Origin of the sequence: Thiorhodovibrio frisius (assembly GCF_033954835.1) — a bacterium.
Classification (GTDB): Bacteria; Pseudomonadota; Gammaproteobacteria; order Chromatiales; family Chromatiaceae; genus Thiorhodovibrio; species Thiorhodovibrio frisius.
On sequence record NZ_CP121471.1, the window covers coordinates 1,040,471 to 1,065,405 of the forward strand.

The 24,935-nt window shown below is 60.5% G+C and carries 18 protein-coding genes; 10 read left to right on the plus strand and 8 right to left on the minus strand.

Annotated elements, in window-relative coordinates; all coding sequences use genetic code 11:
• Positions 1–199 precede the first annotated feature (199 nt).
• Positions 200–529: a DUF4357 domain-containing protein gene (locus tag Thiofri_RS05045; RefSeq protein ID WP_223296813.1), complete on the minus strand. Its 330-nt coding sequence runs from the start codon at positions 527–529 to the stop codon at positions 200–202.
• A 635-nt stretch (positions 530–1,164) separates the two neighbouring features.
• The gene (locus Thiofri_RS05050; RefSeq protein WP_009150627.1) at positions 1,165–1,536 is read right to left on the minus strand and encodes a DUF805 domain-containing protein; all 372 of its coding nucleotides are present in this window, start codon (positions 1,534–1,536) and stop codon (positions 1,165–1,167) included.
• A gap of 863 nt (positions 1,537–2,399) precedes the next feature.
• Here Thiofri_RS05050 and Thiofri_RS05055 point away from each other — a divergent pair.
• Positions 2,400–3,194 (plus strand): hypothetical protein, encoded by a 795-nt coding sequence (locus Thiofri_RS05055; RefSeq protein ID WP_009150628.1) that lies wholly within the window; start codon positions 2,400–2,402, stop codon positions 3,192–3,194.
• A gap of 517 nt (positions 3,195–3,711) precedes the next feature.
• Here the strand turns inward: Thiofri_RS05055 and Thiofri_RS05060 are convergent.
• Both Thiofri_RS05060 and Thiofri_RS05065 read right to left on the minus strand, forming a co-directional pair.
• Positions 3,712–4,860, minus strand: coding sequence for an RNA-binding domain-containing protein (locus Thiofri_RS05060; RefSeq protein ID WP_009150629.1), 1,149 nt, complete (start codon positions 4,858–4,860; stop codon positions 3,712–3,714).
• Between the two features lie 35 nt (positions 4,861–4,895).
• Entirely contained in the window at positions 4,896–6,035 is a 1,140-nt protein-coding gene (locus tag Thiofri_RS05065; RefSeq protein WP_009150630.1) for an aminotransferase class V-fold PLP-dependent enzyme, read from the minus strand.
• Between the two features lie 189 nt (positions 6,036–6,224).
• On the opposite strand from Thiofri_RS05065, the gene Thiofri_RS05070 reads away from it, so the two are divergent.
• From Thiofri_RS05070 to queE, 4 genes are all read left to right on the plus strand, one after another.
• Positions 6,225–10,844 carry a hypothetical protein gene (locus tag Thiofri_RS05070; RefSeq protein ID WP_009150631.1) on the plus strand — a complete coding sequence of 1,540 codons (4,620 nt, stop codon included), beginning with the start codon at positions 6,225–6,227 and terminating at the stop codon, positions 10,842–10,844.
• Positions 10,845–10,920: 76 nt separating this feature from the next.
• On the plus strand, positions 10,921–11,616 hold the full coding sequence (gene queC, locus Thiofri_RS05075; protein WP_009150632.1) for a 7-cyano-7-deazaguanine synthase QueC: 696 nt from the start codon (positions 10,921–10,923) through the stop codon (positions 11,614–11,616).
• A gap of 157 nt (positions 11,617–11,773) precedes the next feature.
• Positions 11,774–12,886, plus strand: coding sequence for a 6-carboxytetrahydropterin synthase (locus Thiofri_RS05080; protein ID WP_009150633.1), 1,113 nt, complete (start codon positions 11,774–11,776; stop codon positions 12,884–12,886).
• Between the two features lie 41 nt (positions 12,887–12,927).
• The gene (gene queE, locus Thiofri_RS05085) at positions 12,928–13,578 is read left to right on the plus strand and encodes a 7-carboxy-7-deazaguanine synthase (protein ID WP_009150634.1); all 651 of its coding nucleotides are present in this window, start codon (positions 12,928–12,930) and stop codon (positions 13,576–13,578) included.
• 74 nt (positions 13,579–13,652) lie between these two features.
• Here the strand turns inward: queE and Thiofri_RS05090 are convergent, their stop codons facing one another.
• Positions 13,653–14,405: a tetratricopeptide repeat protein gene (locus tag Thiofri_RS05090; RefSeq protein WP_009150635.1), complete on the minus strand. Its 753-nt coding sequence runs from the start codon at positions 14,403–14,405 to the stop codon at positions 13,653–13,655.
• A gap of 322 nt (positions 14,406–14,727) precedes the next feature.
• On the opposite strand from Thiofri_RS05090, the gene yajC reads away from it, so the two are divergent.
• The 3 genes from yajC to secF all read left to right on the plus strand — a co-directional run bounded on the left by yajC (position 14,728) and on the right by secF (position 18,231).
• Complete coding sequence (gene yajC, locus Thiofri_RS05095) at positions 14,728–15,060, plus strand: preprotein translocase subunit YajC (protein WP_009150636.1); 333 nt, start codon at positions 14,728–14,730, stop codon at positions 15,058–15,060.
• A gap of 162 nt (positions 15,061–15,222) precedes the next feature.
• A complete protein-coding gene (gene secD / locus Thiofri_RS05100) occupies positions 15,223–17,079 on the plus strand; it encodes a protein translocase subunit SecD (RefSeq protein ID WP_009150637.1) in 1,857 nt (618 codons plus the stop codon).
• Positions 17,080–17,283: 204 nt separating this feature from the next.
• Positions 17,284–18,231 (plus strand): protein translocase subunit SecF, encoded by a 948-nt coding sequence (gene secF, locus Thiofri_RS05105; protein WP_009150638.1) that lies wholly within the window; start codon positions 17,284–17,286, stop codon positions 18,229–18,231.
• A gap of 62 nt (positions 18,232–18,293) precedes the next feature.
• On the opposite strand, the gene Thiofri_RS05110 is transcribed toward secF, so the two are convergent.
• Together Thiofri_RS05110 and Thiofri_RS05115 are read right to left on the minus strand one after the other, a co-directional pair.
• Positions 18,294–20,216 carry an AAA family ATPase gene (locus Thiofri_RS05110; RefSeq protein ID WP_009150639.1) on the minus strand — a complete coding sequence of 641 codons (1,923 nt, stop codon included), beginning with the start codon at positions 20,214–20,216 and terminating at the stop codon, positions 18,294–18,296.
• 103 nt (positions 20,217–20,319) lie between these two features.
• Positions 20,320–21,132, minus strand: a complete 813-nt coding sequence (locus Thiofri_RS05115; protein WP_009150640.1) for a PilZ domain-containing protein — start codon at positions 21,130–21,132, stop codon at positions 20,320–20,322.
• A 317-nt stretch (positions 21,133–21,449) separates the two neighbouring features.
• On the opposite strand from Thiofri_RS05115, the gene lptF reads away from it, so the two are divergent.
• Together lptF and Thiofri_RS05125 are read left to right on the plus strand one after the other, a co-directional pair.
• The gene (gene lptF, locus Thiofri_RS05120; RefSeq protein ID WP_009150641.1) at positions 21,450–22,577 is read left to right on the plus strand and encodes an LPS export ABC transporter permease LptF; all 1,128 of its coding nucleotides are present in this window, start codon (positions 21,450–21,452) and stop codon (positions 22,575–22,577) included.
• Between the two features lie 135 nt (positions 22,578–22,712).
• Positions 22,713–24,320 (plus strand): imidazole glycerol phosphate synthase HisHF, encoded by a 1,608-nt coding sequence (locus Thiofri_RS05125; protein ID WP_009150642.1) that lies wholly within the window; start codon positions 22,713–22,715, stop codon positions 24,318–24,320.
• A 119-nt stretch (positions 24,321–24,439) separates the two neighbouring features.
• On the opposite strand, the gene Thiofri_RS05130 is transcribed toward Thiofri_RS05125, so the two are convergent.
• On the minus strand, positions 24,440–24,913 hold the full coding sequence (locus Thiofri_RS05130) for a PilZ domain-containing protein (RefSeq protein WP_009150643.1): 474 nt from the start codon (positions 24,911–24,913) through the stop codon (positions 24,440–24,442).
• Positions 24,914–24,935 lie beyond the last annotated feature (22 nt).

Below are 24,935 nucleotides of genomic sequence, written 5' to 3' on the forward strand. Positions count from 1 at the left end.
GCAGGTCACGCCGAGCTGATGAGCTCCTGTCGAGACAGGCAGTCGGCCGAAGCGAGCGACGATCTGAACCGCTCGTTGAGATGAGGAATTGCGATCCTCGCCCTTAATTTAACTCCGGCACCTTTGATTTCAGCATCCGTGTAGAGGCAGTCTAAGCGAGAGCGAAGGCTGCTCTAAGTTGTCGAAGCTTGTGCGCTTTTTAGCCATTGGCGCCGTTATCAGATACGAGCTCGGTACGCCACTCCGTGAGTCCATTTGCTCCTCCGCCATGAATGACGGAGGCCGCAGCGCTCGGACTAGAAAACTCGGCATCATGTAAAAATTGCAAATACCCATCTTGTTCCACAAGAATTCCTTCATCGACGAGCCGCTTTCGTAAAGCAACTACGTATGGTTGTCTTTTTGGTGTTGCTGGACGCTCGTGAAGGACGGCTGTTGAGTCTTTAAATACTACAAATCCATCCGGGGTTGGCCGCCCTAAAGCGCGGGCGCCTTTTATGCGGCAGACAAGCGGGGCCGGGTCAATCACAACAGTGCCGGATGTGGCAGCAGACTGGCAACAGCTGTTTTATCCGATATAGAAAGACATTCATGTCCTCTCGATCTGATTCTGGGAGCCGTGATCCACTGGATTGCGAGTTTTCAAGCTCGTATCGGCCAACACCCTGTGCCTCCTCAATTAGACGTCCCTCCAAGTATCGTATATGCGCCTTTGTGAGGTTTTCGTCTTTACTTACGAATACGATTGCGGACACCCAAAAATCCTTCGTCTTGTGGTGTTTTAACCTATCCCGAATGATCTCTGCTTCCCCGATATACGCGCGTGATCGCCCAGTGTCCGGCGAAACGCCAGTGAGAACATAAACCCCGGATTTTTCCAATTCCTCTCTAGCAACCAGTTCCTCGAACTCCGTACGAGGTGCGGCAACGGCCTTTCCCGACCAGTTCGAGATTTCCGCTGTGCGAAGACTCTTTGCATCCCCTTTTGGAAGGAACAGCTTGATCGTTGCAGATGTGATTGTCATCCCTTGTGGCCAACAGTTTATTACGCGTTCACTAAGCCAATATCCGGTCGAATGTGTCTTGCGATCTGATCGCAAATTTCAGAATATCTCGATACAGTGGTTCCTGGGGCAATATCATGGCTCGGTTTACCAAGGGCCGTTATGAGGCTGCGCTTTTTGGATTTACACCGTATTTGTTCTGTCCGGGCTTGCTGTCTTGAACCATAAACAAAAGCAGTACAATAGCACCAATGAAGGGTATGAGACCGATAAGTAACCACCAGCCACTTCTGTCGATATCATGCAGGCGACGCACAGATACCGCTATACCTGAAATTAAAACGGCCAACATAAAAATGGCACCTAACAGGCCAATTCTTGCGTCAGGACTAAAGGTTCCGGTTGCACGATCAATGACAGCGAGGAAAAGACCGATGATGATGTTGAATAAGAAGAAATACCAATATTCTTTTCTTCCTGATCTCCCATCAAACACATTGTACTTTTTAAAGACGTCAATGTACCAATTCATGTTTTGCACCTTACCTTCTGGCTTATAATATGGTCGGGTAGGCAACTGAGGCGTTGCTGCCGCCTAACGACAATCCTCAGCCGTTTGAGCGAAAGCGAAAATCGGTTTAGGCTAGAGCAGCTCACGAATGTATGCGACCACCTTTCGTGCTGGTTGCGGTCGGCGCAATTTCGATAGCTGCGCGGTATGGGGCGGTTGCTCGTTGGGTGGTGGTTGATGATTCATGGCGCGATCTTCATTCTAGAGATTGTGGGCTGGCATTAGCAGCGGTTGTCGCTTTGGTGTTGAAAGTCACTCAAGCATAGTACAACCACATCTTCACCGGTAGTGCTTTTTCTGTGTTGCGGTTTGCGGCTAGCTAGAGGTTGTGGTGACGGCCGACTAATGGGCGGCAGGTAGTTCTCCGGGGTGGCCGAGACCATGAGCGGTAGGTGCATGAGTGTTCCAAGATCGGCTGGTGCTGGGGTAGGCCTTCGCAGGCTTGGTCGAAATCGGATCGAACTCAACAGTATGGCGTTCGGATTGGTTATCAGGGCCTGCTCTTGGTGGCGATCGTTCGGCTTTGCTCAGCGGCGAGTTTAACTGCCTGCTCAAGGAAATCAAAAGGTTCCATGTTCGCATTATTTCCGACTCATCCAAACGAAAGCGACCCACCCTCATTTGCTCCCTGCCTGAACACAGGCTTTGCCTTCTAGCCCCGTAGGGTTTGACCAGAGCTGGCTTTTTCGTGCGATGCTCGGCGCGGTGTCGGTACCCACTGCCGTGCCGGCTCGCTTTCAATCGGCTAAACTCGCCTCAAGCCCACCGACCCTTCAAAGAAAGACTCCCGGCGCCAATGGCACCGCGCGTTCGGCATTGCACTGGTGGATGTCTTTGCCGATGCGCCCTGGGTGGTTGAACTTGAACTGGAAATGGCGTTGAAAAGCCAACTGCTTGATGTCGCCATTATCGAAGCCGCCGAACCGAGCATCCCGGACCGACCAGCGCCCGAGCTCCCCGATGGACTGGAGAACTTGCGGGCGCACAATCTACTGACCTACAAATCCCATCACGAAGCGCTCACCGCCTGGGTGCTGGACGAGCTGATCGGGCACTATGTCAACTATCGCAAGCTGAAGGTCGATGTCAACGGCAAGCGTCACCCGGTCAGCGCCTTTGGCCTCTACGCCGTGGTCACAGGCTACCCCCACCCATTCGCGCGTCATCACCCGCTGCAATCCACCGCCTGGCCCGGCGTTTACGATCTCCTCTGGGGTGCCCATCGGGTGCGGGTCATCGTGCTCAACCGCATTGCCCAGCATCCGCGCAACGCCGCTTGGGAACTGTTCGCCAGCGAGCAGGATCGGATGCGCCAGGGATGGGCGCACTACCGCGCGCGTCACCCAAACCCGAGCCGCAACGGCCACTGGGAACTGCTTGAACATCTCTACCGACTTTACCGATGCGAGGTACCTGAAATGGCCTACTCCATGGAACAATTTCTGCGAGAAACCCATGAGATGGTGCTTGAAGAAGCCATCCGCAGTGATCCCGAGTCCGTGTTAAAGCGCTTTGATCCTGAGGATGTGCTCAAGCGCTACAATCCCGAGCAGCGCCTGCGGGGGCTTGATCCCGCTACCATTGAAGCCTGGCTGGCCGAGCAGCGCAGGGATCACTGACAGAATGAATTATGGATTAATGGTTCCAGGTTCGCTTTAATTCCCATAAATGGCAGAATCCGACAGCATATTCCATGCAGGGCAGCAGGTTACGCCGAGCTGTTGAGACCCTGTCGAGACAGGCAGTCGGTCAGCTCCGGACGTTGATTAGGCTCTGCCAAATCGTGTGATCCCCTTTGCCTTGGCGCACAGGAGTGCAACCTGCCGCGCGCAGCATGCGCTCCAACTCTGTCGCAAAGTTCGCTCCCAGTACGCGACCTGGCGCAAATCAGCCAGACGGCTTGTGGTTAGCAGCCGGATCGGGATCTCGTCATCCGCTGGACAGGCGTTCTCCGCCAGCATCTCAGGCACTCGGGTACGGACCAGCGTCCTAAACAGAAAACGTTCCAGGCTCGAATTTTAAGGGTCGAATTTTCGTCCAACGAACGACCCGGATCGCTTCGGGCAAGCCTCAACCGCGCTCGCTCGGCAGAAGCTTGCCGACGGATCGCCAGGTTTGGTTCCCAAATCTGGCGGGTCAAGCCTGATCATGAAGCCCCAAGATGACGCGAAATTCCTCGCCTACTTCTTCAAAAATCACTTGGCGATCATGAGTCACTGCCTCGCGATAGACCATGGGCAGTCCGCGTCCAAGCTTGTCGATGAAGCGCAGGTTTTCCATGAACTTAACCAGCACAGGGTTGACCGCGTAAGAGACCCCGCAGCGAAGCTTCTCGATGGTGACGGTATTGGGGAGTCGGCCGGGGCTGATGACCTCGATGCGGTCAGAAAACAGAAACACCCGGATGCGCGAGCCGTGGATGGCATAGTTGCGGTGCACGCAGGCATTGACCAGCAGTTCCCGAAACACCTTGTCGGGATAGTAATAATCGGTCGGTCGGGTCTTCGCGCCCTCAATAATTGATCCTTCGCGCAGGTTGTTTTTGATCACCGCGAGCGTGCCTTCGACCTGCCGATCCAGGGTGCCACCGATGACTTGCTTGTCGATCAGTTCCTCGTCGATTTGTGCCCCCGCGAAATGGGCAAAGGAGATGCAGGCATCCGACAGATACCGTTGCGGATTGATGCCAAAGACCAACAGCCCCGCCAGCGTTGGCAAGCGTTCTTCGGTCAGGATGTCGGTATTGATGAGTAAGCCGTCGCGGTTCTCATCCTGCTCAAAATCAACATCGTAGCGCTGGAAGTAGGCGTCGATTTTGCTCAAATCCAGGGACTGGATCGATGCCCGTTCCACCGGCGTCAGATCGAAGTGGAAAACGCCTGCCTGCTGAAACAGTCGCATGAGCTCTTGTTGGGTTGCTACCCGATTGGTCGAGCCTACCCGGACCAGAAATTGATTGGTATTGGTCTGATAGGGCTTGTCTCGGCCCTTGGGAATATCGATCAGGAGGACGCGCTGATTTTCTAGACGCTCGATCGAGAGCCTTGCATCCAGCGCCGGCACCACATTATTGCGCGCGATGTTCGCCGCCCATTGTTCGTAATCGAGCTCTGTACCAATGCCGCTGACACGACCGTCATCCTCGACGCCGAGCAGAATGCTGCCGCCATCGGTGTTGGCGAATGCCACCATCTCGTGTGCCAGGCTCTCGGGTCGGACGGAGGCGGATTTGAATTCGACGGCAGAGTTTTCGCCTTGCCGCCAAAGATCGGTAATCGAGGGCATGGCTTTTGGAGGTGCTAGAAGAGGCTTTCCATGATTTAGATGGTGCGACTTTGCTCCGCAGCCAGTGCCACCGCCTGCTCCAGATCCTCCATGGGCGTGTGGAAATGCGGTGAGAAGCGGATGCCGCCTCCGCGTGCGGCGCAGAGCAGGTTTTGGCTCATCAGCGCGCGCCATAGGGCTTGGTGATCCTCGATTCCGGGAATTTGGAAGGTCAGGATGCCGGCGCGTTGTTCGGGTGCGCGCGGGGAGAGCAGCTCAAAGCCTTGGGCGTCGATCAGCTCGATCAGGTGGTCGATGCGCTCTTTGATGGCCTGTTCGATCTGGTCCAGGCCGGTTTCTTCGAGCAGCGACAGGCTGGCCTCGAAGGCATGGATGCCGAGCATGTTGGGGCTCCCGCATTCAAAGCGGCGTGCGCTGCTGGCCGCTTGCCAGTCGGTGCGGTCGAAGTCACCCATCTGCTCGACCATGTGCCAGCCGAATTGATGCAGCTTGAGCTTCGGGCGCAGCTCCGGGCGGCAGTAAAAGAGCGCGATGCCCTCGGGGCCGAGCATCCATTTATGTGCATCGGCAACGACAAAATCGGCCGGCATGCGGCTGAGGTTGAAGGGGAGGGCGCCCAGACCCTGAATGGCGTCGATGCAGAGCAGGATGCCGCGTTCGCGGCAGGCATTGCCGAGGCGTTCCAGGTTGAGCCGTCGGCCACGGGCATATTGCACCCAACTCACTGCCAGCAGCCGGGTGCGTGGGTTACAGAGTGCGAGCAGATCATCCTCGGGTGTCTGGGATTCGGAGAGCTTTAGTGGGCGCCACTCCACGTCCTGGTTGGCCAGCGACTGCCACACGATGCGGTTTGATGGGAATTCCTCAGCGATGCCGACAATATTGTCGCCCGGTTGCCAGTCCAGTCCATGGGCGATCACCGACAGGGCCTCGGAGGTGCTCTTGGCCAGGGCGATGTCATCGGCTGAAGCTGCGCCGATCAGCCGCGCCAGGCGCTCGCGCAGGCGCTGTTCGGTGGCCTGCCAGTGCGGATAGCGGTTAGAGCCCAGGGTGGTATTTTCCTCGGCGAAGCGGCGCACGGCATCACTGGTGCGCTTGGGCCAGGGGCCGACAGCGGCATGGTTAAGGTGCAGCAGGTCGGGGGAGAGGTTGAATTCTGCCAGTGATGCGTTCATTGCGAGCCTTCTGGTATGCGATAGTGATGCCGAGCATGCGCATGGCAGTGACAGCTTCTATAAATGGAAATTTAGGATAGCATACCGGCCCTAAGCCCTTTGATCTGAGCCCTTTCAATAGTGCGATAAACTCTGGGGCTTTCTCTATGACTGCGTGATTCTCAACAGCCCCACTGAAGAGCCGCCGATATGAGCGAAATTGCATCGACTCGACTGATCCAGGTTCAGAGATTGAGGTTTTTCTGCGGGTTGATTCTGCTTTGGTTGTTACTCTGGTTCAGCCCGATTGCGCCTGCCAGCACGCAGGTGGAAACGGCTGCCATCCCTCCAGCACTGACGCCCTGGGCGCCCTGGGTGCTGCGCGATGCCGACTGGCGGGACTGCCCGCTAGCGCCGGCATCCGTTACCAAATCGGCAGTTGGGAGTCAGGGGCGCCTCTGCCGCTGGCCTGGTATTTTGCAGCTGGAGGCGGACGCCGATGCTGGGCGTTTCACCCAGGATTGGCGGCTGTATGCTCCCGGCTGGGTGCCGCTGCCGGGCGATGAGCAAGCCTGGCCGCAGCAAGTGCGGGTAAATGGTGAAGCGCAACCGGTGTTGGCGCGCGAGGGGCGACCGGCGGTGTTTTTGCCGGCCGGGGATTATGCAATCAGCGGCACTTTCGTCTGGTCGCGACTGCCCGATGGGCTGCAATTGCCGGAGGTTCGCGCCCAGGTGCGGTTGCGCTCGGGTGCTGTAGACACATTCGCACCGCGCATTGATGCCGCCGGGCGGTTGTGGCTGGGTGCGGCGCCTAATGCCGCAACCGATGTGGCGCCTGGGTCGGAGGACGGCAACGCCACGCGCGCCGATACCCTGGCGCTGGATGTTACTCGCCTGTTGGCCGATGGGGTGCCGGTGCGCCTCACCACCCGGCTGGATTTGGAAGTGTCGGGCCAACCGCGCGAGCTTCGATTGGACGGCGCGGTGCTGCCGGGCGCGCTGGCTTTGCGGATCGACAGCCCGCTGCCGGCGCATCTTGATCAACAGGGACGGCTGCAATTACAGCTGCGACCGGGACGCTGGGTGGTGCAGGTCGAGGCACGCTATCCGGGCCAACCAACGCGTTTTGAGCTGGCCGATGCCGAGGTGCCCTGGCCGACGCGTGAGGTCTGGGCTTTTCGTGCCGATCCGGCGCTGCGTCAGGTCGAGGTTAGCGGGGTTCCGGCGGTGGACGCGCGCCAGACCCGCCTGCCCGCCGACTGGCAGAGCCTGCCAGCTTATGGTCTGGAGGCAGGAGATGCTCTGGTCCTGCAACCCTTGCCGGCGGCGCGTGCTGGCCGTGAGCGGCTGCGCCTGAACCGTGATCTGTGGCTGGATTTCAGCGGTCGCGGTTACAGTGTGCGCGACAGTATTGAGGGCGAACTGGCCGGGCTGAGCCGTCTGGATGCCCGGGCGCCGCTGCGTCTGGGACAGGTGCGCGTGGATGGCATGCCGCGCCTGATCACGCGGCTCCCGGGGAGGGAGGAGGTTGCGGAGCCTGGGAGCGCTGAAGGAGCCGCCGATGCCTCCCCCGAAACGGACACTGAAATGCCCACCAAAGCAGTCCCCGCAGCAATCAGCCAAGCGCCCACTGGCGTCGAAGTACGCGGCGAGCGCCTGTCTCTGGAAGCCGACGGTCGGCTGGAGGATTTGCGCGGTCAGCTGCCCGCATCCGGCTGGACAGTGCCTTTTGAAGGGATTGAAACCAGCCTTTACCTGCCGCCGGGTTGGGATCTGCTTGCGGCCAGCGGCGTGGATAATCTGCCCCAGACCTGGATGGCGCGCTGGTCGCTGTTAGATCTTTTTTTGGTGTTGATTGCGGCTCTGGCTTGCGGGCGCCTGTGGGGCTGGCGCTGGGGTCTGCTGGCGCTGGTCACTCTCACGCTGATCTGGCAAGAAGCGGATGCGCCGCGCGCTGTCTGGCTGAATCTGCTCGCCGCCGCCGCGCTGCTGCGGGTGTTGCCGGCGGAGGCGGGACAGCAGGCACTGCGGCGAGCACGCGGTCTGGTGCAATGGTATTTCCGCGCCACCCTGCTGGTGCTGGTGCTGATTGCGCTTCCTTTTTTGTTGCAGCAAATGCGTGACGGGCTTTATCCGCAACTCAGCATCGACGAGGGAAGCCGGATGGGCGCGGGCGTGGCGAATCAAATATTGGCAGAAAGGGCATTGCAATCAGCGCCAGCGCCCGCTGAATTGGCACGCTCCGCGCCTGCTGAGGGGGATTACCTGAGCCGCTCTGCCGGCTCGGCCTCAATGGCCAAATCAGTCGCGCCGGCATGGAATGCGCCACCACCAGGGGCGGTCTTGCAAACCGGAGCGGGCGTGCCGGATTGGACCTGGAACGCTTTCCGACTGGAATGGAACGGCCCGGTGGAGTCCGATCATCAAATCTCTCTGTGGCTGCGCCCGCCGCTGGCCGGCCTGCTGCTGGCCTGTGTGCAGTTGTTGTTGGTTCCTTTGTTGGCGCTGCGCCTGGCTGGCGGCTGGCCGGCGGTGGTGGATGCCGGACGGACCTTGCGCCAAGGGCTGCATGCTGGCCAGTCCGCGCCGGGACAAACCGCGCGCCAGCGCAGTTCCGCGTTGAGCATTTTGGGCTTGGCTGTCATGCTCGGCGTCGGCGCCTGGCTGGTGCCGCCAATGGCGCAGGCGTCCAGGACGCCAGATCCCGCGCACGTCGCATCGCCCCCGCAACCCCAGGTGCAAGCTGCCCCCGCGCCTGTGGCACCCGTGCCGCCGGCGGAGGCGGCGCAAGCTGCCGCCATCTTTCCGCCAGAAAGCTTGCTGGATGCACTGCGCGAGCATCTGCTCTCCGCGCCCGAGTGCTGGCCGGAGTGCATCACCCTGACGCGCCTGCATGTGCAGCTCAGCGACGGCCAACTGCGCTTGCGCCTGGATGTCGCGGCTGGCGCCGCCGGCGCGCTGCCTCTGCCGGGTGGTGAGTCCACCTGGTCGCCGCAACAGCTGTTGCTCGATGGGGTCGAGCTGCCGCAGGCACGTCGCACCAAAGATGGCCATCTGCTGGTCCCTGTGCCCGAGGGCGATCATCAAGTGGAACTCTCAGGGCCGCTGCCAGCCACCGGGCGCATCGAGCTGCCCTTGCCGCTGGCCCCGCGCCTGGTGACCACCGAGCTTGACTCGGCCTGGCGACTCGAGGGCCGGCGCGCCAATGGTCAGGTTGGCTCGCAACTGCGGCTGGTGTCTTTGGCGGACTCGGACCCTGGTGGGGATGCCGGTGGGGATGCCGGGGCCGACTCTGATACAAGTTCTGGGGCGAACTCTGGCTTGGCCGCCGATGCTCTATCGGCATCGGCGGCCAGCGCACCAGCGCTGACCCCGCTGCTGCGCCTGGAACGCAGCCTGCATCTTGGGCTCACCTGGGACTTGCGCTCGCGCGTGCAACGATTGTCGCCTGCGGAGACCTCGGTCAGCCTGTGGCTGCCCTTGTTGCCGGGGGAGGCCGTGACCAGCGCCGAGGCGCAAGTAGTGGACGACCGGCTGCTGCTGTCTTTGGCGCCCGGTCAGCGCCAGCTTGAATGGTCGTCCCGACTGGCGCCATCGGAGCACTTGGCATTTCAGGCCAGCGACGACCCACGGCTGGTGGAGACCTGGTGTCTGGGTGTTAGCCCCTTCTGGCATCTGGAGACTGCTGGCATCGCCTCAGTCGGCGGTTGCGATCTTGGCGGCACGGCGGCGGACGCGGCAGCGCCTGCCCGGCAGTGGCGGCCCTGGCCGGGAGAGACACTGGAGCTGAATCTGACGCGACCGCAGGCGGTGCCCGGTCCGACCCTGACGTTGGATCAAACGCGCTATGCGCTCGAACCAGGACGGCGCGCGAGCGAGGCACGTTTGACTCTGAAAGTTCGCAGTAGCCAGGGCGGGCAGCACCCAATTGTTCTGCCAGCGGGCGCCGAGCGGCTCGAAGTGCGCATTGACGGGCAGGCGCGCGGGCTGGTCCTCAAAGATCAAAAAGTCGACCTGCCGCTGGTGCCCGGCGTGCAGCAGGTAGAGCTTCGGTGGCACCAGCCCGCCGGGCTCGGGCTGGGCTATCGTCCTGAGCCTGTGGATCTGGGCGTTGGCAGTGTCAATGCCATCACCGAGGTCTCGCTGGGTGCCGACCGTTGGGTACTCTGGACCCAGGGCGCCGGTGTCGGCCCGGCGGTGCTTTTCTGGAGTGTGCTCTTGGTGCTGGCGTTGCTCGCCTGGGGGCTGGCACGCTGGCGGTTGACACCTCTGGGTTGGCACGACTGGCTGCTGCTTGGCATCGGGCTCAGTCAAGCGGACATCTGGGTTAGTCTGCTGGTGGCCGGCTGGCTGCTCGCGCTCGGCTGGCGGCGGCGACTGGAATCTCAGCGCCTTGAGATCATGTCAGCCTGGCGCTTCGATCTCGCGCAGATCGTCCTGGTGGGCTGGACGCTGCTGGCCTTGCTAGGCTTGCTGGCCGCCATCCAGCAAGGGCTGCTCGGACCACCGCGCATGCAGATTGCTGGCAATGGCTCCAGCGCCGGGCTGCTGCGTTGGTACCTGGACCGCAGCGGGCCAGAGCTGGGCGAGGTGCTGGTCGTCTCGGTACCCATGCTGGCCTACCGGCTGCTGATGCTGGCCTGGGCGCTGTGGCTCGCGTTGCGACTGCTCGCCTGGCTGCGCTGGGGCTGGCAGGCGTTCTCCCAGCCGCTGTTGTGGCGCGCGCTGCCACCGATGATGTCGCGGGGTAAGACGCGTGCGCCGACTAAGCCGGATCATCATGGCGGCAATCAGGCTGGGGCCGATGAGTCCCTGAGCCTGGATATTTGAACCCGATTGTGCGCTTGGATTGGCGTGGTTGCGCAGCGCGAAGGCGAGAGTGCTCGATAATCAAAAGAGGCTGATGATGACTGATACTTCCCGTCCTGCCGTGGTGCTGTTAAGCGGCGGGCTGGACTCGGCCACGGTGCTGGCCATTGCAAAGGATCAGGGGTTTGCCCCCCACGCGCTGTCCTTTCGCTACGGGCAACGGCATTTGATTGAACTCCAGGCGGCTGCCCGGGTGGCCGAGGCGCTTGGGGCGGCAGAGCACCGCGTTGTGGCGGTCGACCTGGCCGGTTTTGGCGGCTCGGCGCTCACGGCGAAGATGGACGTGCCCAAGCATCGCGATGTCGGCGAGATTGGCTTAGGCATTCCAACCACCTATGTGCCGGCGCGCAATACCGTGTTTCTGTCCCTGGCGCTGGCCTGGGCCGAGGTGCTGGGCGCGACCGACATTTTCATTGGTGTCAATGCGCTGGACTATTCGGGCTACCCCGACTGCCGGCCCGAGTACATAGTCGCGTTTGAGCGCATGGCCAACCTGGCCACGCGCGCCGGGGTCGAGGGACGCGAGCGCCTGCGGCTGCATACCCCGCTGATCGAAATGACCAAGGCCCAGATCATCCGTTGCGGTTTGGCGCTTGGCGTGGACTACGGGCTCACCCTAAGTTGTTACGACCCAAGCCCAGAAGGCAAGTCCTGCGGCGGCTGCGATGCCTGCCTGCTCAGGGCCAAGGGATTTGCCGAGGCGGGAGTGGACGATCCAGTCGATGGGAATTGATTCGTCCAGTTTGCGATTGGTATAGAGGCGAATTCATTCTCTAACCACCAGCCGACCCTTTGCGCGGTCGCAAGGCGAAACCGGCTAAGCTGTGCGATCCTGCGCGCGACGCCTGCCGTTTTGTTGCGGGTACTGATTGTCTGCCGGGTCTGCCACCATGGATGCATTGCTTTTCACCGCCGCCGAGACCTTCCACGCCGCGCGTCGGCTTGCCAACCTGCCGGCGGGGCATCGCGCGAGGGCTGTGCATGGACATGGTTTTGGCGTCAAGATCCATGCGGATCTGCGCGAGCGCGGTGATCTTGGGGCTGGAACCGAAACGCGCGCGCTCGGCGATGTGCTACGGCAGGCGAGTGCGGCGCTGGATTATCAGGATCTGAACGCTTTCATCGCGGAGCCCGGCGATCTGGGCATCGCCACCTGGTTGGGCGAGCGCCTGGTCGAGTCCCTGCATCCGGGCCGGCTCGCCGCTCTGGGATTGAACAGCACCGCCTGGCAGGGCGTGACTACAGTCGCTGAGGCGCCAACGCGCGGCTGGCGGCGTTATCGCTTCGAGGCCGCGCATCGATTACCCAGTGTGCCCGAGGGGCATCCCTGCGGGCGCATGCACGGGCATGGTTTCGAGGTAACGCTGCATGCTGATCTTGCTCCGGACGATCCAACAGGCTTGTCCGGCTATGACAAGTTGGATGCCGCTTGGGCACCGCTTGCGCGCCAATTGCATCATAGCTGCCTGAACCTCCTGTCGGGGCTTGAGAATCCGACCAGCGAGCTGCTTTGCTTATGGCTGTGGCAGCGCCTTGAGCCGGAGCTGCCCGGGCTGCGTCAGGTGATGGTGCGCGAGACGCGCACGGCGGGTTGCTGTTACGACGGACAGCGGTTTCGCATCTGGAAGGATCTGTTCTTTGAGAGCGCGCTGCGCTTTGGCGAGCTGCCTGAGGCTGATCCCTGGCATGGTCTGCATGGTCACAGTTATGCGCTGCGTTTGATGCTCGGTGCGCCTCTGGACGAGGTGCTGGGCTGGACGGTGGATTTCGGCGATGTGAAAGTGCTCTTTAAACCGGTGTATGCGCGGCTCGATCACTTTGATTTGAGCACACTGCCTGGGCTGCAACGCCCAGGGGTGGCGGAGCTGCTGCACTGGATTGCCGGGCAGGTTGCCGATGTCTTGCCGCAGATCGATGGGATTGCGCTAAACCCAACCCCGGGGTGCGGGGCATCGCTGAGTTTGGCTGGTGCTGATCATGGTCTGACGTTGCCGGCGTTATGAGTCACGGCGGTGCCCAATTAGCGCGGCAAGGGGTGTGATCTGTGGCCTATCAGGTCCACGAGATTTTCCATAGCCTGCAAGGTGAAGGCGCGCGCAGCGGGCGCTCGGCGCTTTTCTGTCGCTTTGCCGGCTGTAATCTTTGGTCCGGGCGCGAGCAGGATCGTGCGGCAGCCATCTGTCGCTTCTGCGATACCGAGTTTCGTGGCACCCATGGCAGCGGGGGCGGTGTGTTTGCCTCGGCCGCCGCGCTGGCCGATCATCTGGGCGACCTTTGGCACTCGCAGACGAGCGGGGCTGAACGGCCCTACATTGTCTGCACCGGCGGGGAGCCGCTGTTGCAGCTCGATCAGCCGCTGATCGATGTCCTGCATGCCCGTGGTGGTGAAATCGCGGTTGAGACCAATGGAACCATCGAGCCGCCAGTGGGAATCGACTGGCTGTGTGTCAGCCCGAAAGCCGGGGCAACTCTGGTGGCAACCCGAGGCGATGAACTAAAGCTGGTGTTTCCGCAACCTGGACTGACGCCCGAGGCAGTTGAGGCTCTCGAGCAGCTCGAGTTCCGCGAGTTTTTTCTCCAACCCTGCGATGGACCCGAACGCGCGGCCAATATCGACGCAGCGCTGAGTTACTGCAAGGCCCACCCGCGCTGGCGGCTGAGCCTACAGTTGCACAAGCTGCTAGGGATCCGGTGAGGCTGATGGTGCCAGCCATCCCGGACGACGAGTCCCCGGTGATTCAGCCCCAGTGATTCAGGCGCCCAGCCGGCTCAGTGCTGACGCTCGGAGGGGGAGGAGAGCAAGGACTGCGCCACCGAGCGGCTGCGCTGGGCTTCTTCCTCCTTGCCGTTGGCGGCCTGGGCCTCGGCCAGCACCTTCCATGCCTCAGGGTCGGTGGGGCTCAAGCGAATGGCATGCTCAAGGATGGTTTCGGCATCCTGGTGTTTGCCGGTCTGGGCCAGTAGGCGGCCGAGATTGTTGTAAGCGCCGGCGTATTGTGGGTCGAGCTTGATCGCGGTCAGAAAGGCTGCGGTGGCGGCTTCGGTTTGCTCCTGCATCATGAGCATGGCGCCGAGATTGTTGCAGGCGGCGGCATTGGAGGGGTCGAGTTCCAAACTGCGGTCAAAGGCGCTAGCGGCTTCTTCGATGCGCTCGAGTTGGGTCAGTGCGACGCCGAGGTTGTAATGATATTCCGATGCATCGGGTTCAGAGGCCAGGGCGCGGCGGATGAATGTCAGCGCTCCTTCCGGGTCGCCGTCGTTGATTTTCAGCACCCCGAGTTGGTTGAGCGTGATGGGCTCGTAGGGGTCTTGGTTTAGCACCTCGCGGTAGAGGGTCTCGGCCTCATCGATCTGGCCTGCTTCGTGCAGGCGGTCGGCCTGGCTGATCATTTCTGCCAGTTCGGTCGGGATGTGGCGCTCCTTCGCGACCCGCGCGGCGTCTTCGCTGAGCCCGGTTTCGTCGGCTTGCGCGTCGGTCTGGGTCTCGGGCAAGGCGTCTTTGGGCATGAAAATCTCAGCCATGGTCGTGGGTCCTCAAGAGCTTCAGTGTTCTGGCGAGCGCGCGATCAGTGCTGGACGCGGCAAGTTGGTGGGGGCTTGGCATGGCTGCGAGACCCTCGGGGTTGGGGCGCATGATCGGCGCGATTTCTATCAGTCTGTGCGAATTCGTCCAGTATTTCCAGCATTAACGCCCGCAAAGCGCGAAAACTTGACCGTCGTGGCGCTCTTGGGGCTCGAAAGCGGGGTTTGACCAATTCTGTGGTCTGCTGGGTGTCCCTGCATCTGTGGTATAGTCGCGGGCTGATTTTTTGCTAACCGGCGCAAGAGTCGGGGAGAGGTCTAGATGAACTTTTTCATTTCCGATGCCATGGCCCAGGCTGAAGGGGCGGCGGGTCCGGCTGATTCCTTTCTTGGTCTACTCTTTCCTATCGGCCTGATCATTATTCTCTACTTTTTAATGATTCGCCCGCAGATCAAGCGCCAAAAGGAGCACAAGGCGCTGGTGGATGGGCTGAGCAAGGGGGATGAGGTGATTACCATGGGTGGAGTGGCCGGTCGTATTGTCGATATCGGTGACAATTTCGCCCAGTTGGAGGTCGCCGATGGGGTGACCATTAAAATCCGCCGCGCGTCGGTGGAGGCCGTGTTGCCCAAGGGTTCACTAAAGGAACTCTAGCATCATCTGCGCGCTGGCGTTTGGCGGTGGCGTGCTGATTTGGTGCATGAACGAACGAAAGGCGAGTGGGTCGTTGGGGTCGGTCCGGAGACGGACTGACTCTGCATCGCCCCTCAGCCGCCTTCTCATTCTACTACTATCCCCAATTGCAACAATTCTGCAATGAATCATTATCCGCTGTGGAAAAATCTGCTGATTCTGGGTGTCGTCCTGGTCGGGCTGGTGCTCGCGCTGCCCAATTTGTTCTCTCAGGACCCCTCGATCGAAATTACCGCCGAGCGTGGTGTCGAACTCAATGATGGCAGCATCGCCGAGATTCGCGCAGTGTTCGAGAATGCCGACGTCCCGGTAAAGGGCATCGAGCCGCTCGACGGCGACCGGCTGCTTGCGCGCTTTCGCACTTCCGGCGAGCAGTTGCGCGCGCTTGAGGTGATGGAGACCACTCTGGCCGACCGTTACCGTAGCGCACTAACACTCTCGCCTGATCTGCCGGGTTGGCTCGATGCGATGGGCTTGCAGCCGATGTTCCTTGGGCTTGATTTGCGCGGCGGTATTCATGTGCTGATCGATGTTGACATGGATGCGGCGGTATCGCAGGCGCTGGAGCGCTACACCGGCGACATCCGCACCGAATTGCGTAAGGCCAAAATTCGTTATCTCACGGTGCTGCGCGAGGGCGACCGAGTGGAGGTGCGCTTTAAGGATGCAGAGACCCGCGATGCGGCGGCCCAGCGGATTCGCCGTGAGTTTCCAAATCTGACAGTCGAGACGGCTGAACGCGATGGGGACTTCTATGTGACCAATAGCCTGCCGCCGGCCCAGCGCGAGGAAGTCAAGCGCTTCGCCATGCAGCAGAACATTACCACGCTGCGTAATCGAGTCAATGCGCTAGGTGTGGCTGAGCCGATTATCCAGCGTCAGGGCGAGCGGCGTATCGTGGTGCAATTGCCCGGCGCGCAGGATCCAGGTCGGCTGAAGGATCTGCTCGGCGCCACCGCGACGCTTGAGTATCGCTTGGTTGATACCGAGCATAGCGTCCAAGATGCGATTGATGGGCGAGTGCCGGTGGGTGCGGCTCTGTATAAAGAACGCAACGGACAGCCCATCTTGCTCAAGCGGCGGGTGATTGTGACCGGCGATCAGATTACTGATGCCTCGGCCGGCTTTGACCAGCAGTCGGGCTCGCCAGCGGTCTTTGTGAGCCTTGATGGACCCGGCGCGCGGCGCATGCGCAATGTGACGACCGAGAATGTCGGCAAGCCGATGGCGGTGGTCTTTATCGAAAATCGCACCCTCACGCGCATGGTCGATGGCGAGCCGGTGAAGACGCGCGAGCGCACTGAGGAGGTCATCAGCGTAGCCAATATCCTGGAGCCCTTTGGCCGGCGCTTCCAGACCACTGGTCTCGATAGCAGCGATGAGGCGGCCAATCTGGCCCTGCTGCTGCGCGCCGGCGCTCTGGCTGCGCCCATTGAGATCGTTGAGGAGCGTACCGTGGGTCCGAGCCTGGGGCAGGACAACATCGACCAAGGCTTCCTGTCGGTGCTCATTGGCCTGCTCGCGGTGGTGGTCTTTATGGCAGTCTACTATCGCCTGTTTGGCTTGGTGGCCGATTTGGTGCTGGTAGTCAATCTGGTGATGATCGTTGCCGTGCTCTCGCTCTTGCAGGCGACCCTGACCTTGCCGGGCATTGCCGGCATCGTGCTGACCGTGGGTATGGCGGTGGATGCGAACGTGCTTATTTTTGAGCGCATTCGGGAGGAGATTCGCAATGGCAGCTCCCCCCAGGCCAGCATTCATGCGGGCTATAATAAAGCCCTGTCGACCATTGTCGATGCCAATGTGACAACGCTGATTGCCGCCGTGGTGCTCTTTAGCTTTGGTACCGGGCCGATCAAAGGCTTTGCGGTGACGCTGTTCATTGGCATTGTTACTTCCATGTTTACGGCCATTCTGGGCTCGCGCGCGCTGATCAACCTGATCTACGGCGGGCGGCGGGTAAAGACGCTGGCTATTTAACTCCCAGCGTACATGAACCTTCGGCTTGTTTTGGACCGGGCAGCGGTCACGGGGGACGTCGTAAACCCTTCCATGGGGACTTCCCGGCGGCATCCCTGATCCGACTAAGGGCCGCCGAGACCCCCGTGACCGCTGCCCGGCCCAAAACCAAAAACGTATTTGTTACAGCTAAACTTATTTCGAACGCGCACGGCGGAGAACAGCATGGCGCACACCCAACTGATCAAAGAACTCAATATCGATTTTGTCGGTAAGAACCGGATTGCGGTGATTGCATCCAGCGTGCTGATGGTGGTGTTTTTGTTGTCGATTCTGGTGCGCGGCTTTAATTTTGGCCTTGATTTCACGGGCGGTACCGTGATCGAAGTGGGCTACGAACAGCCGGCGGAGCTGGCGGCCGTCACCCAGGCATTGGTCGATGAGGGCTTTAGCGATGCCGTGGTGCAGTATTTCGGCTCGCGCCACGATGTGCTCATCCGTCTCGCGCCGCGCGATGATGAAGAGTCTAGCGCCGAGTTCAGTGACCAGGTGTTTCGCACGCTGAGTGCCCAGTCAGAGGGGGCGGTGGAGCTGCGTCGGGTGGAGTTCGTCGGCCCCCAGGTGGGTGAGGAATTGCGCGAGCAGGGTGGTCTGGCGGTGCTGTTTTCGCTCATTGGCATTCTTGTCTATGTGGCGCTGCGTTTTGAGTGGCGCTTTGCCGCCGGTGCCGTGGTGGCCATCATCCATGACGTGATTTTTACCATCGGGATTTTCTCGGTCTTTGCCATTCCTTTCGATCTCACCGTGCTGGCGGCTGTGCTGGCGGTGATCGGTTACTCGCTGAATGACACCATTGTTATTTTTGACCGCATCCGCGAGAACTTTCGCAAAATGCGCAAGGGGACAGTTGTCGAGATTACCAACCGCTCGATCAATCAGACCCTGTCGCGCACCATCGTGACCTCGGGCACCACACTGCTGGTGCTGCTGGCCTTGTATTTCCTTGGTGGGCCGGCCATCAGCGGCTTTTCGCTGGCGTTGATTATCGGCGTGGTAGCCGGTACCTATTCGACCATTTACGTGGCCAGCGCCATGGTGATTTGGCTCGGAGTCAGTCGCACCGACCTGATGCCCGTGGTGAAAGAAGGCGAGGTGCTCGATGATCGCCCCTGAGGGCGTTGCTTCCCTGCCCTGAAGCAGCAGATTCTTGTCCGGTGTAGCTGGGCCTATGAGCCTTAGCGGCGCGCGTCCTTGCGCACATCGCCGATGGTGCGAATCCAGTAACCCTGCGCAATCACCTCGGTTGGCAGGCTCGACAAGCCAGCCATGGTGCTCTCCATGTCCGGATAGCTTCCGTAAATCGCGATGACCAGCGGGCCGTCTGGGATGATGTTTGCGTCTTCGATCCCATGGGTTTGCAGATAGTCCTCGACTGCGGCGAACTTTCTCAGCGCGATTAACTGGATGGTCAAGTGCTCCGGATTCTGTTCCGCGAGCCACAAAAGATCGTTGCGGGTGCGGGCTTTTTGATAGTCCTTTGGGGGCTCGGGCAAGCGCTCTGCGGGGGTTGGCTGTTCAGTGCCGTCGGTCGCTGCTTGATCGGTGCTGTTTTTCGGTGTTTGCCCGTCGCCTTGGGCTGATGGCGCGGTTGTGCCAGTTTGCGGTGGCGATGACGGCGTGGATGGCTCTTCTGTAACTGCCGGGGTTTGCTGTGATGGCTCGGTTGCACCAGCTTGCGCGGGCGCCGGCTGCGGGGGTGAGTCTTTTGCACCCTCGCTGGTTTGGGCGCGCGGATTGGCTGCGCCCTGAGGCTCCGTGATCTCCTCATCAGCGGCTGTTGCGCTCGCCATATCCGCTGTCAGGTCGGTGACTTGGTCGTTCTCCATGGGGCTCGCCACAGTCGCAGTGTCGGGGTCTTGCTGCGCGGTGTCGGGAGCTGGAGTCTCCGCTTCGGTGGCTGCCTGGTTGGCGCCGCCCGGGTTGTCGCGGTCCGGTTGTTGCGGTCGCAATGGCAAGGACGACGGCCCCGAGTTGTTCTCGGGCAGATTCAGTCCGATGCTGAGAATGAGCGCAACCAGGCCAATCCCTGTGACGGTCGGCAGAAACCAGGGCTGTTTCCAAAAGGCAAAGGCGGCCTTGCGGCTTTTTGGCTCAGAACCGATTGTTGGCTCTGACTGATCCGGTTTCGCGACTGGGGTGTCGTCCGTCACCGCTTTTGTTGCATTCTGATCTGCGGGTCGATCACTGATTGCCGGGTCTTCGGTATCCTGAGGCTGTTCGGCTTCTTCGTTATCGGGGTTGCCGTCTTCATCCTTAGGCTCATCAGCCGGCTCATCAGGCTCTTGCGCAGAATCTTCGTCAGAGTCTTCCGGCGGTGGCGTGCCGTTTAGATCTTTGTATGCGAGGTTATCGCAGTAATCGCTCAGCCATTCCTCGGCGACCTCGTTGAGATCGCCAGGCAGCCCGCGGCTGCGTTGGTGCAGGTTGGCGATGATCTCGGGTTTGAACAGGTCCGCGAGGTTGGCATTGCCGGCGGCGGCCAGACGGTGGTGCAGATAGGCGGCGCTTTGCTCCTGATTGAAGGGCGCCAGGCTGATGTGCTGGACGAGGCGGTTGTCTTCGGTGTCCAGAGTGCGCTGGTAATTGCGCCCGAGCACTGCGTCCCCCATCAGCAGCAGACGCGGTCCGATGGGACTGGCCGCGCTCACATCCTCGCCGAGCTTGAGTAATTGGCGCAGAATCCCGGAGCCGAGCAGGTGTGCGTCATCAACCGCGATTAGCATGTCGGTGCCGCGCTTGCCTCGCTCGATCATTAGATCGTTGAGCGAGCGGCTGCGATCATCATCTCCGTGCGCGGCCAGATGTTTGCGAATGGTTACATCCACAGAGGCGAAGGTGGTGTTGCTGCGTCCGCGAAACGCGACGATCTCGAAGTGGCGCGGCATGGCGCCAAGTAGTCGCATCAGTTGGGTGCTGCGCCCGGCACGGCTGCTTGCGCTAAGGAGCAGAATGGCGCCAGGCTTTTCGAGCGCGCGCAGCATGCGCTCGATCTGGGTGTCGAGCAGGGTGTCTTTGTATAGAAAGGCTTCTCGCGCGCTCGCGGCGAAGGGCTGAAGATTCAGCTGTAGACGTTCAAGACACTCGGTTGTCAGCGCCATCGCGATTCCAGGGGGTACACTCGAGGGGGGTAGACTCCAAGGCTAAATTTCACGGGGTTAACTCCCGACGGCAGCAGATCTCCGTGAGCGGGCAGGTGCATGGTTAATATAACCCAAGGTCGTCCAGTGAGGGCAGCGCCTCGGTGTCTTCTTCTTGGGCGGGTGCCGCAGGGTCGTTCAGGACTGTGGTTTCCTGGGCGATTTCCGGGAAGCGTTCGCGCAATTCCTTGCGCAGCAGGGTGAGGCCGTCGGCCTGGTAGTCGAACACCGAGAAATGGGTGGCGAAAGCTCCCATGGGGCGGAAGACAACGCCATCGACACGGGCCTTGGCCTGGACGGAAAAAATCTCCGCCTCCCCGGCCAGAACTACCGGAATGTTCAGACCATGAATGGAATGATTGTCAAGTTTTTGCGACAGCGCGATGCGCATGCTGTTTGGCGTGACGTCTTCGGTCCAGCCGATGAGCTTGCTGCCGTTGGCAAGCGCGAGCTTGATGCGCCTGTGCAGAGGAAAGCTCGACACCTTTGGTTGCATGCGGGGTGCGGCGTATTGAACCTCGGCTTCGGCCTGCAGGGGTGCGGCCAGATGACTGATCTGGGCCAAAAAGAGAGATTCTGCCTCGCCGATGAACTCCTCGACAGCGAGGCCAAGGCGAAAATCCTGGGTGGTTGTATCGAGCACGCAGCTTGCGATCCGGGTGATCACCTCGGCCTGGACTTCCTTGCCATGGCGGTGGCTGAACATGAAAAGCAGCACCCGCAGCCGCGTGCCGACGCGCTGGATTTTGTCGGCATGAATGCTCAGACCGTGGCGGGAGATATCCTCAGCCCACAATAGTTCGGTATGTCCATCGGGAAAGAGGACGCCGGTTCTGAGCTTGCAACGGTATCTGGGCTGTTGGCGGCGCTCATCCATTACCTTGAAACAGCAGCTTTATTGTCCGGGGTGGTCGGGACCATGAGCGTTAGATGGGCCTTTGGCAGCGATCAGGCGGGCAGCGATCAGGCAGGCGGCGGGAGGATCGCTTCGGTTTGTAGATCATGGTCCAAGGCGGTTTTGCCATATTTTGCGTATGGCTTCAAGTGCAAAGTGAAATGTTGCGTCCTTCTGGCCGGGTGGCCTGCCGGGATCAATGACGCGGCGGTGCTGCTGCGCGCGCGGACTTGCCGGATTTACGAGCGGCTTACAGAATGGCAGCCTTCACTGAAAATTTGTGAGAGTGGTCCAAACCAATGCTGACGGTAATCGATCGATATGTGCTGCTAGAAGTGGCAAAGGTGTTCACGGCCATTATCGTGACCCTGTTTCTGATTACCGCGAGCCTGTTCTTTCTGCGCAGCCTCGAGGAGGTGAACATTGGTGCACTCGGTCTCGATTTTGCCTTGCGTTACCTAAACTATCAACTTCAGCGTGACAGCGGCTACCTGATGCCGCCGGCGTTTTTCTTGGCGGCGCTGGTGGCGCTTGGGCGCATGGCACGCGACAGCGAACTGATTGCCCTACAGGCCTGTGGCGTCGGCCCGGTGCGGATGTACCGGGCGTTGCTCTATTTGGCGCTGCCACTGGCCTTGCTGACAGCCTGGCTGGCGCTGGTGTTGCAGCCCGAAGCCTCGGCAAAAATCCAGATGATCCGCAAACAACAGGGCGAGCAGGCTACCCAGATTGCCGGTTTGCAGCCTGGGCGCTTTTACGAACAGGCCGATGGCAATATCACTTTCTACGCCACGCGCTTCGATGATGGCAAGCGACTGGAGGAAATTGTACTCTATGATCGCCGCGATGACAGGCCGCGACTGGTGCTGGCGGATATCGGCTACTATCGCGAAACCAACGAGGGTCGCGAGCGCTACATTGTGCTGGAACATGGGCGGCGCTATGACGGCGTGCCGGGAAGGGCGGATTTCAGCATCGGGGAGTTCGACCGCTACCAACTGCAACTCGATGCGCCCGCCCCCGGAGCGCAGGCACGAAGCAAGCGTTCGACGCGTAAGACCGCTGACCTCCTGGGGTCGGAAGATCGCGGCGATTGGGTCGAAATCCAGCATCGCATGGCCAGCCCCTTGGCGATCTTCGCCTTGGCGCTTATTGCTATTCCGTTAACCACAGTATCGCCCCGGCAGACAGGTACCGGCCGGTTGATGTTGGTGTTGGTGACCTATTTCGCGTTTTACAATTTGCAACGCTTGGCCGAGAACTGGTTCGAGCTTGGCATTTCGCCAGATTGGCTGGGTAGCCTGTGGTATCAGCCCCTGGTGGTGGTGCTGGTGTTCACGATTCTCGCGCCCAAATCGTTCTGGATCGAACGCGGGCGTGAACTGGGATGGGTTTACAAGAAATTCGACGCTAGAAGTTGGAAGTGATAAATGCTTGAGCGCTTCCAAATTCTGTTCCGAGGCTTCAAACTTTCCGCTTCCAATTGCATTCCCTAACGCTCATGGTCCCGGCCATCCCGGGTAATGAATCTGTTTGGTTTACGGTAACGTCAAACATCTCCAATGATTGCTCTCCTTGATTACGGTGCTGGAAATGTGCGCAGTGTGCGCAATGCCATTGCTGCGCTCGGCTATTCGCTGGCCGACGTTCGCACGCCTGAAGACATTCTGACAGCGGAGCGGCTGATTTTTCCTGGCGTTGGAGCCTTCGGCCCGGCCATGCAACGCCTGCGCGAATTGGGTTTCGAGGGACCGCTGCGTGAGTATCTGCGCGCAGGGCGACCCTTCCTTGGTATCTGCATCGGCTTGCAGTCGTTGTTCGAGGGTAGCGAGGAGTCTCCAGGCGTGGCCGGTCTTGGGCTGATCCCCGGGCTTGTTAAACGCTTCGATAACAGCGTTTTATCGGTGCCTCACATGGGCTGGAACGGGCTGCGCCTGCAGCGCGAGTGCGAACTGCTTGAGGACGCTGGCGCACGACGTTTTTATTTTGTGCATTCCTACTTTGCCGAGCCGGATGCAAGCAACAGGGACTGGGTGTTGGCGGAAACCGACTACGGACGCCCCTTTATCAGCGCTGTGCAACGCGGCGAGGTGGCTGCGGTGCAGTTTCACCCGGAAAAAAGCGGTGCGGCTGGGCTCGAAGTATTGCGACGTTTTTTGGCCGGACAGTGCATCCTGGATCAGGCGGCTGCTGGGCATGAGCCCGCCGTTGGCTCGCAGAGCGAGCCCACGGCGCTTGCCAAGCGCATTATTGCCTGTCTGGACGTGCGCACGAACGACCATGGCGATCTCGTTGTGACCAAGGGCGATCAGTACGACGTGCGTGAGCAGGGTGAGGTGCGCAATCTCGGCAAACCAGTGGATCTGGCCAAGCGCTACTACGACGAAGGGGCCGACGAGATTACCTTTCTCAACATTACTGCTTTCCGGGATTTTCCGCTGGTCGATCAACCCATGCTCAAGGTGCTCAGGCGCGCTTCGGAGCAGATTTTTGTCCCCCTCACCATTGGCGGCGGCATCCGCGCCTTCACCGACCAGAACGGGCAGACTTATTCGGCGCTCGGGGTGGCGACCGAGTATTTCCGCTCTGGGGCCGACAAGGTGTCGATAGGCTCCGAGGCGGTGCTCATTGCCGAGGCCTTCCACGCACGCGGCGGGCATGGCGACGGCAGCAGCGCCATTGAGCAGATTGCGCGCGTTTATGGCAATCAGGCGGTGGTGATTTCGGTCGATCCGCGCCGCGTGTATGTCGAGTCACCCGAGGCTAGCAGCCATCACTGCATCCAGACCCTCGAGCCTGGGCCTAATGGCGAGGGCTACTGCTGGTTTCAATGCACCATCAAGGGCGGGCGTGAAGGGCGCGATCTTGACGTGCTGCAATTGGTGCAGGCCTGCGAGCAACTTGGCGCTGGAGAGATTCTGGTCAACTCCATCGACCGCGACGGCAGTGGTCGCGGCTTCGATCTGGAACTGCTGAAGATGGTCCGCGCCGGTGTGCGCATCCCGGTCATCGCTTCAAGCGGCGCCGGCTGCCCCGAGCACTTCACCGCCCTCTTTGCTGCTGTGGATGTTGAAGCCGCGCTGGCGGCGGGTATTTTTCATCGTCGCGAGGTGCCCATTGCTGCGGTCAAACGCGAGCTGAGTGACCGGGGAGTGAGTATTCGGGCTTGATGGTTGTGCCCGAGATGGATCACCCTACCAACACGCTTCATTTCTCCGGGTTGGCTGGGACCATGAGCGTTACCTTGAAACAGTCGCTTCATTCCTCTGGAGTGGCGGGAACATGAGAGTTAGGCTGCGTCCTCACTAGCCGCGAGGGGTGCCGTTGCGACAATGTCCGGGCACAGCTTCTCGCACCAGGGACAGCCATGCGTCAGTGCGCTGGCGATGGTGGCCGATGCCTCGCTTTCATGAAAGCGTATACCTATCTGCCAGCGTCCCTCGACCGGCTCGCTCTCCGTCCAGACCACGGTTGCGCGGCAGCTGCGGGTTTCTGTCAAGCCGACCTTCTCGCAGCCAAAACTGATCAGCAGTTGCTCATTGAGCGTATAGGGCCGATCTGTCCATACGCGCGCTCCGGTGGTACTAGCATCCTGCACAATGCCGTCATGGGGCTCCGGACTGGATGGCTCAACGCGCTGCTGCGGATGTTCATCCGTGACCTCAAGACCATGGGCCTCAGCGGTTGCCAAAGGTTCCAGCCTGATGAGGCAATCGATCTGATTGCGCGGGCTACCACGGTGATCTGCGCCGATGGATGTCATGGGTCAGTCTCAAGTATTGCTC

Coding starts and splice junctions, on each gene's coding strand:
- Thiofri_RS05125 (WP_009150642.1), top strand. CDS start 22,713: ATGATTGCTCTCCTTGATTACGGTGCTGGAAATGTGCGCAGTGTGCGC.
- Thiofri_RS05060 (WP_009150629.1), bottom strand. CDS start 4,860: ATGCCCTCGATTACCGATCTTTGGCGGCAAGGCGAAAACTCTGCCGTC.
- yajC (WP_009150636.1), top strand. CDS start 14,728: ATGAACTTTTTCATTTCCGATGCCATGGCCCAGGCTGAAGGGGCGGCG.
- Thiofri_RS05070 (WP_009150631.1), top strand. CDS start 6,225: ATGAGCGAAATTGCATCGACTCGACTGATCCAGGTTCAGAGATTGAGG.
- Thiofri_RS05080 (WP_009150633.1), top strand. CDS start 11,774: ATGGATGCATTGCTTTTCACCGCCGCCGAGACCTTCCACGCCGCGCGT.
- Thiofri_RS05050 (WP_009150627.1), bottom strand. CDS start 1,536: ATGAATTGGTACATTGACGTCTTTAAAAAGTACAATGTGTTTGATGGG.
- Thiofri_RS05065 (WP_009150630.1), bottom strand. CDS start 6,035: ATGAACGCATCACTGGCAGAATTCAACCTCTCCCCCGACCTGCTGCAC.
- Thiofri_RS05090 (WP_009150635.1), bottom strand. CDS start 14,405: ATGGCTGAGATTTTCATGCCCAAAGACGCCTTGCCCGAGACCCAGACC.
- secD (WP_009150637.1), top strand. CDS start 15,223: ATGAATCATTATCCGCTGTGGAAAAATCTGCTGATTCTGGGTGTCGTC.
- queC (WP_009150632.1), top strand. CDS start 10,921: ATGACTGATACTTCCCGTCCTGCCGTGGTGCTGTTAAGCGGCGGGCTG.
- Thiofri_RS05115 (WP_009150640.1), bottom strand. CDS start 21,132: ATGGATGAGCGCCGCCAACAGCCCAGATACCGTTGCAAGCTCAGAACC.
- Thiofri_RS05130 (WP_009150643.1), bottom strand. CDS start 24,913: ATGACATCCATCGGCGCAGATCACCGTGGTAGCCCGCGCAATCAGATC.
- Thiofri_RS05110 (WP_009150639.1), bottom strand. CDS start 20,216: ATGGCGCTGACAACCGAGTGTCTTGAACGTCTACAGCTGAATCTTCAG.
- lptF (WP_009150641.1), top strand. CDS start 21,450: ATGCTGACGGTAATCGATCGATATGTGCTGCTAGAAGTGGCAAAGGTG.
- secF (WP_009150638.1), top strand. CDS start 17,284: ATGGCGCACACCCAACTGATCAAAGAACTCAATATCGATTTTGTCGGT.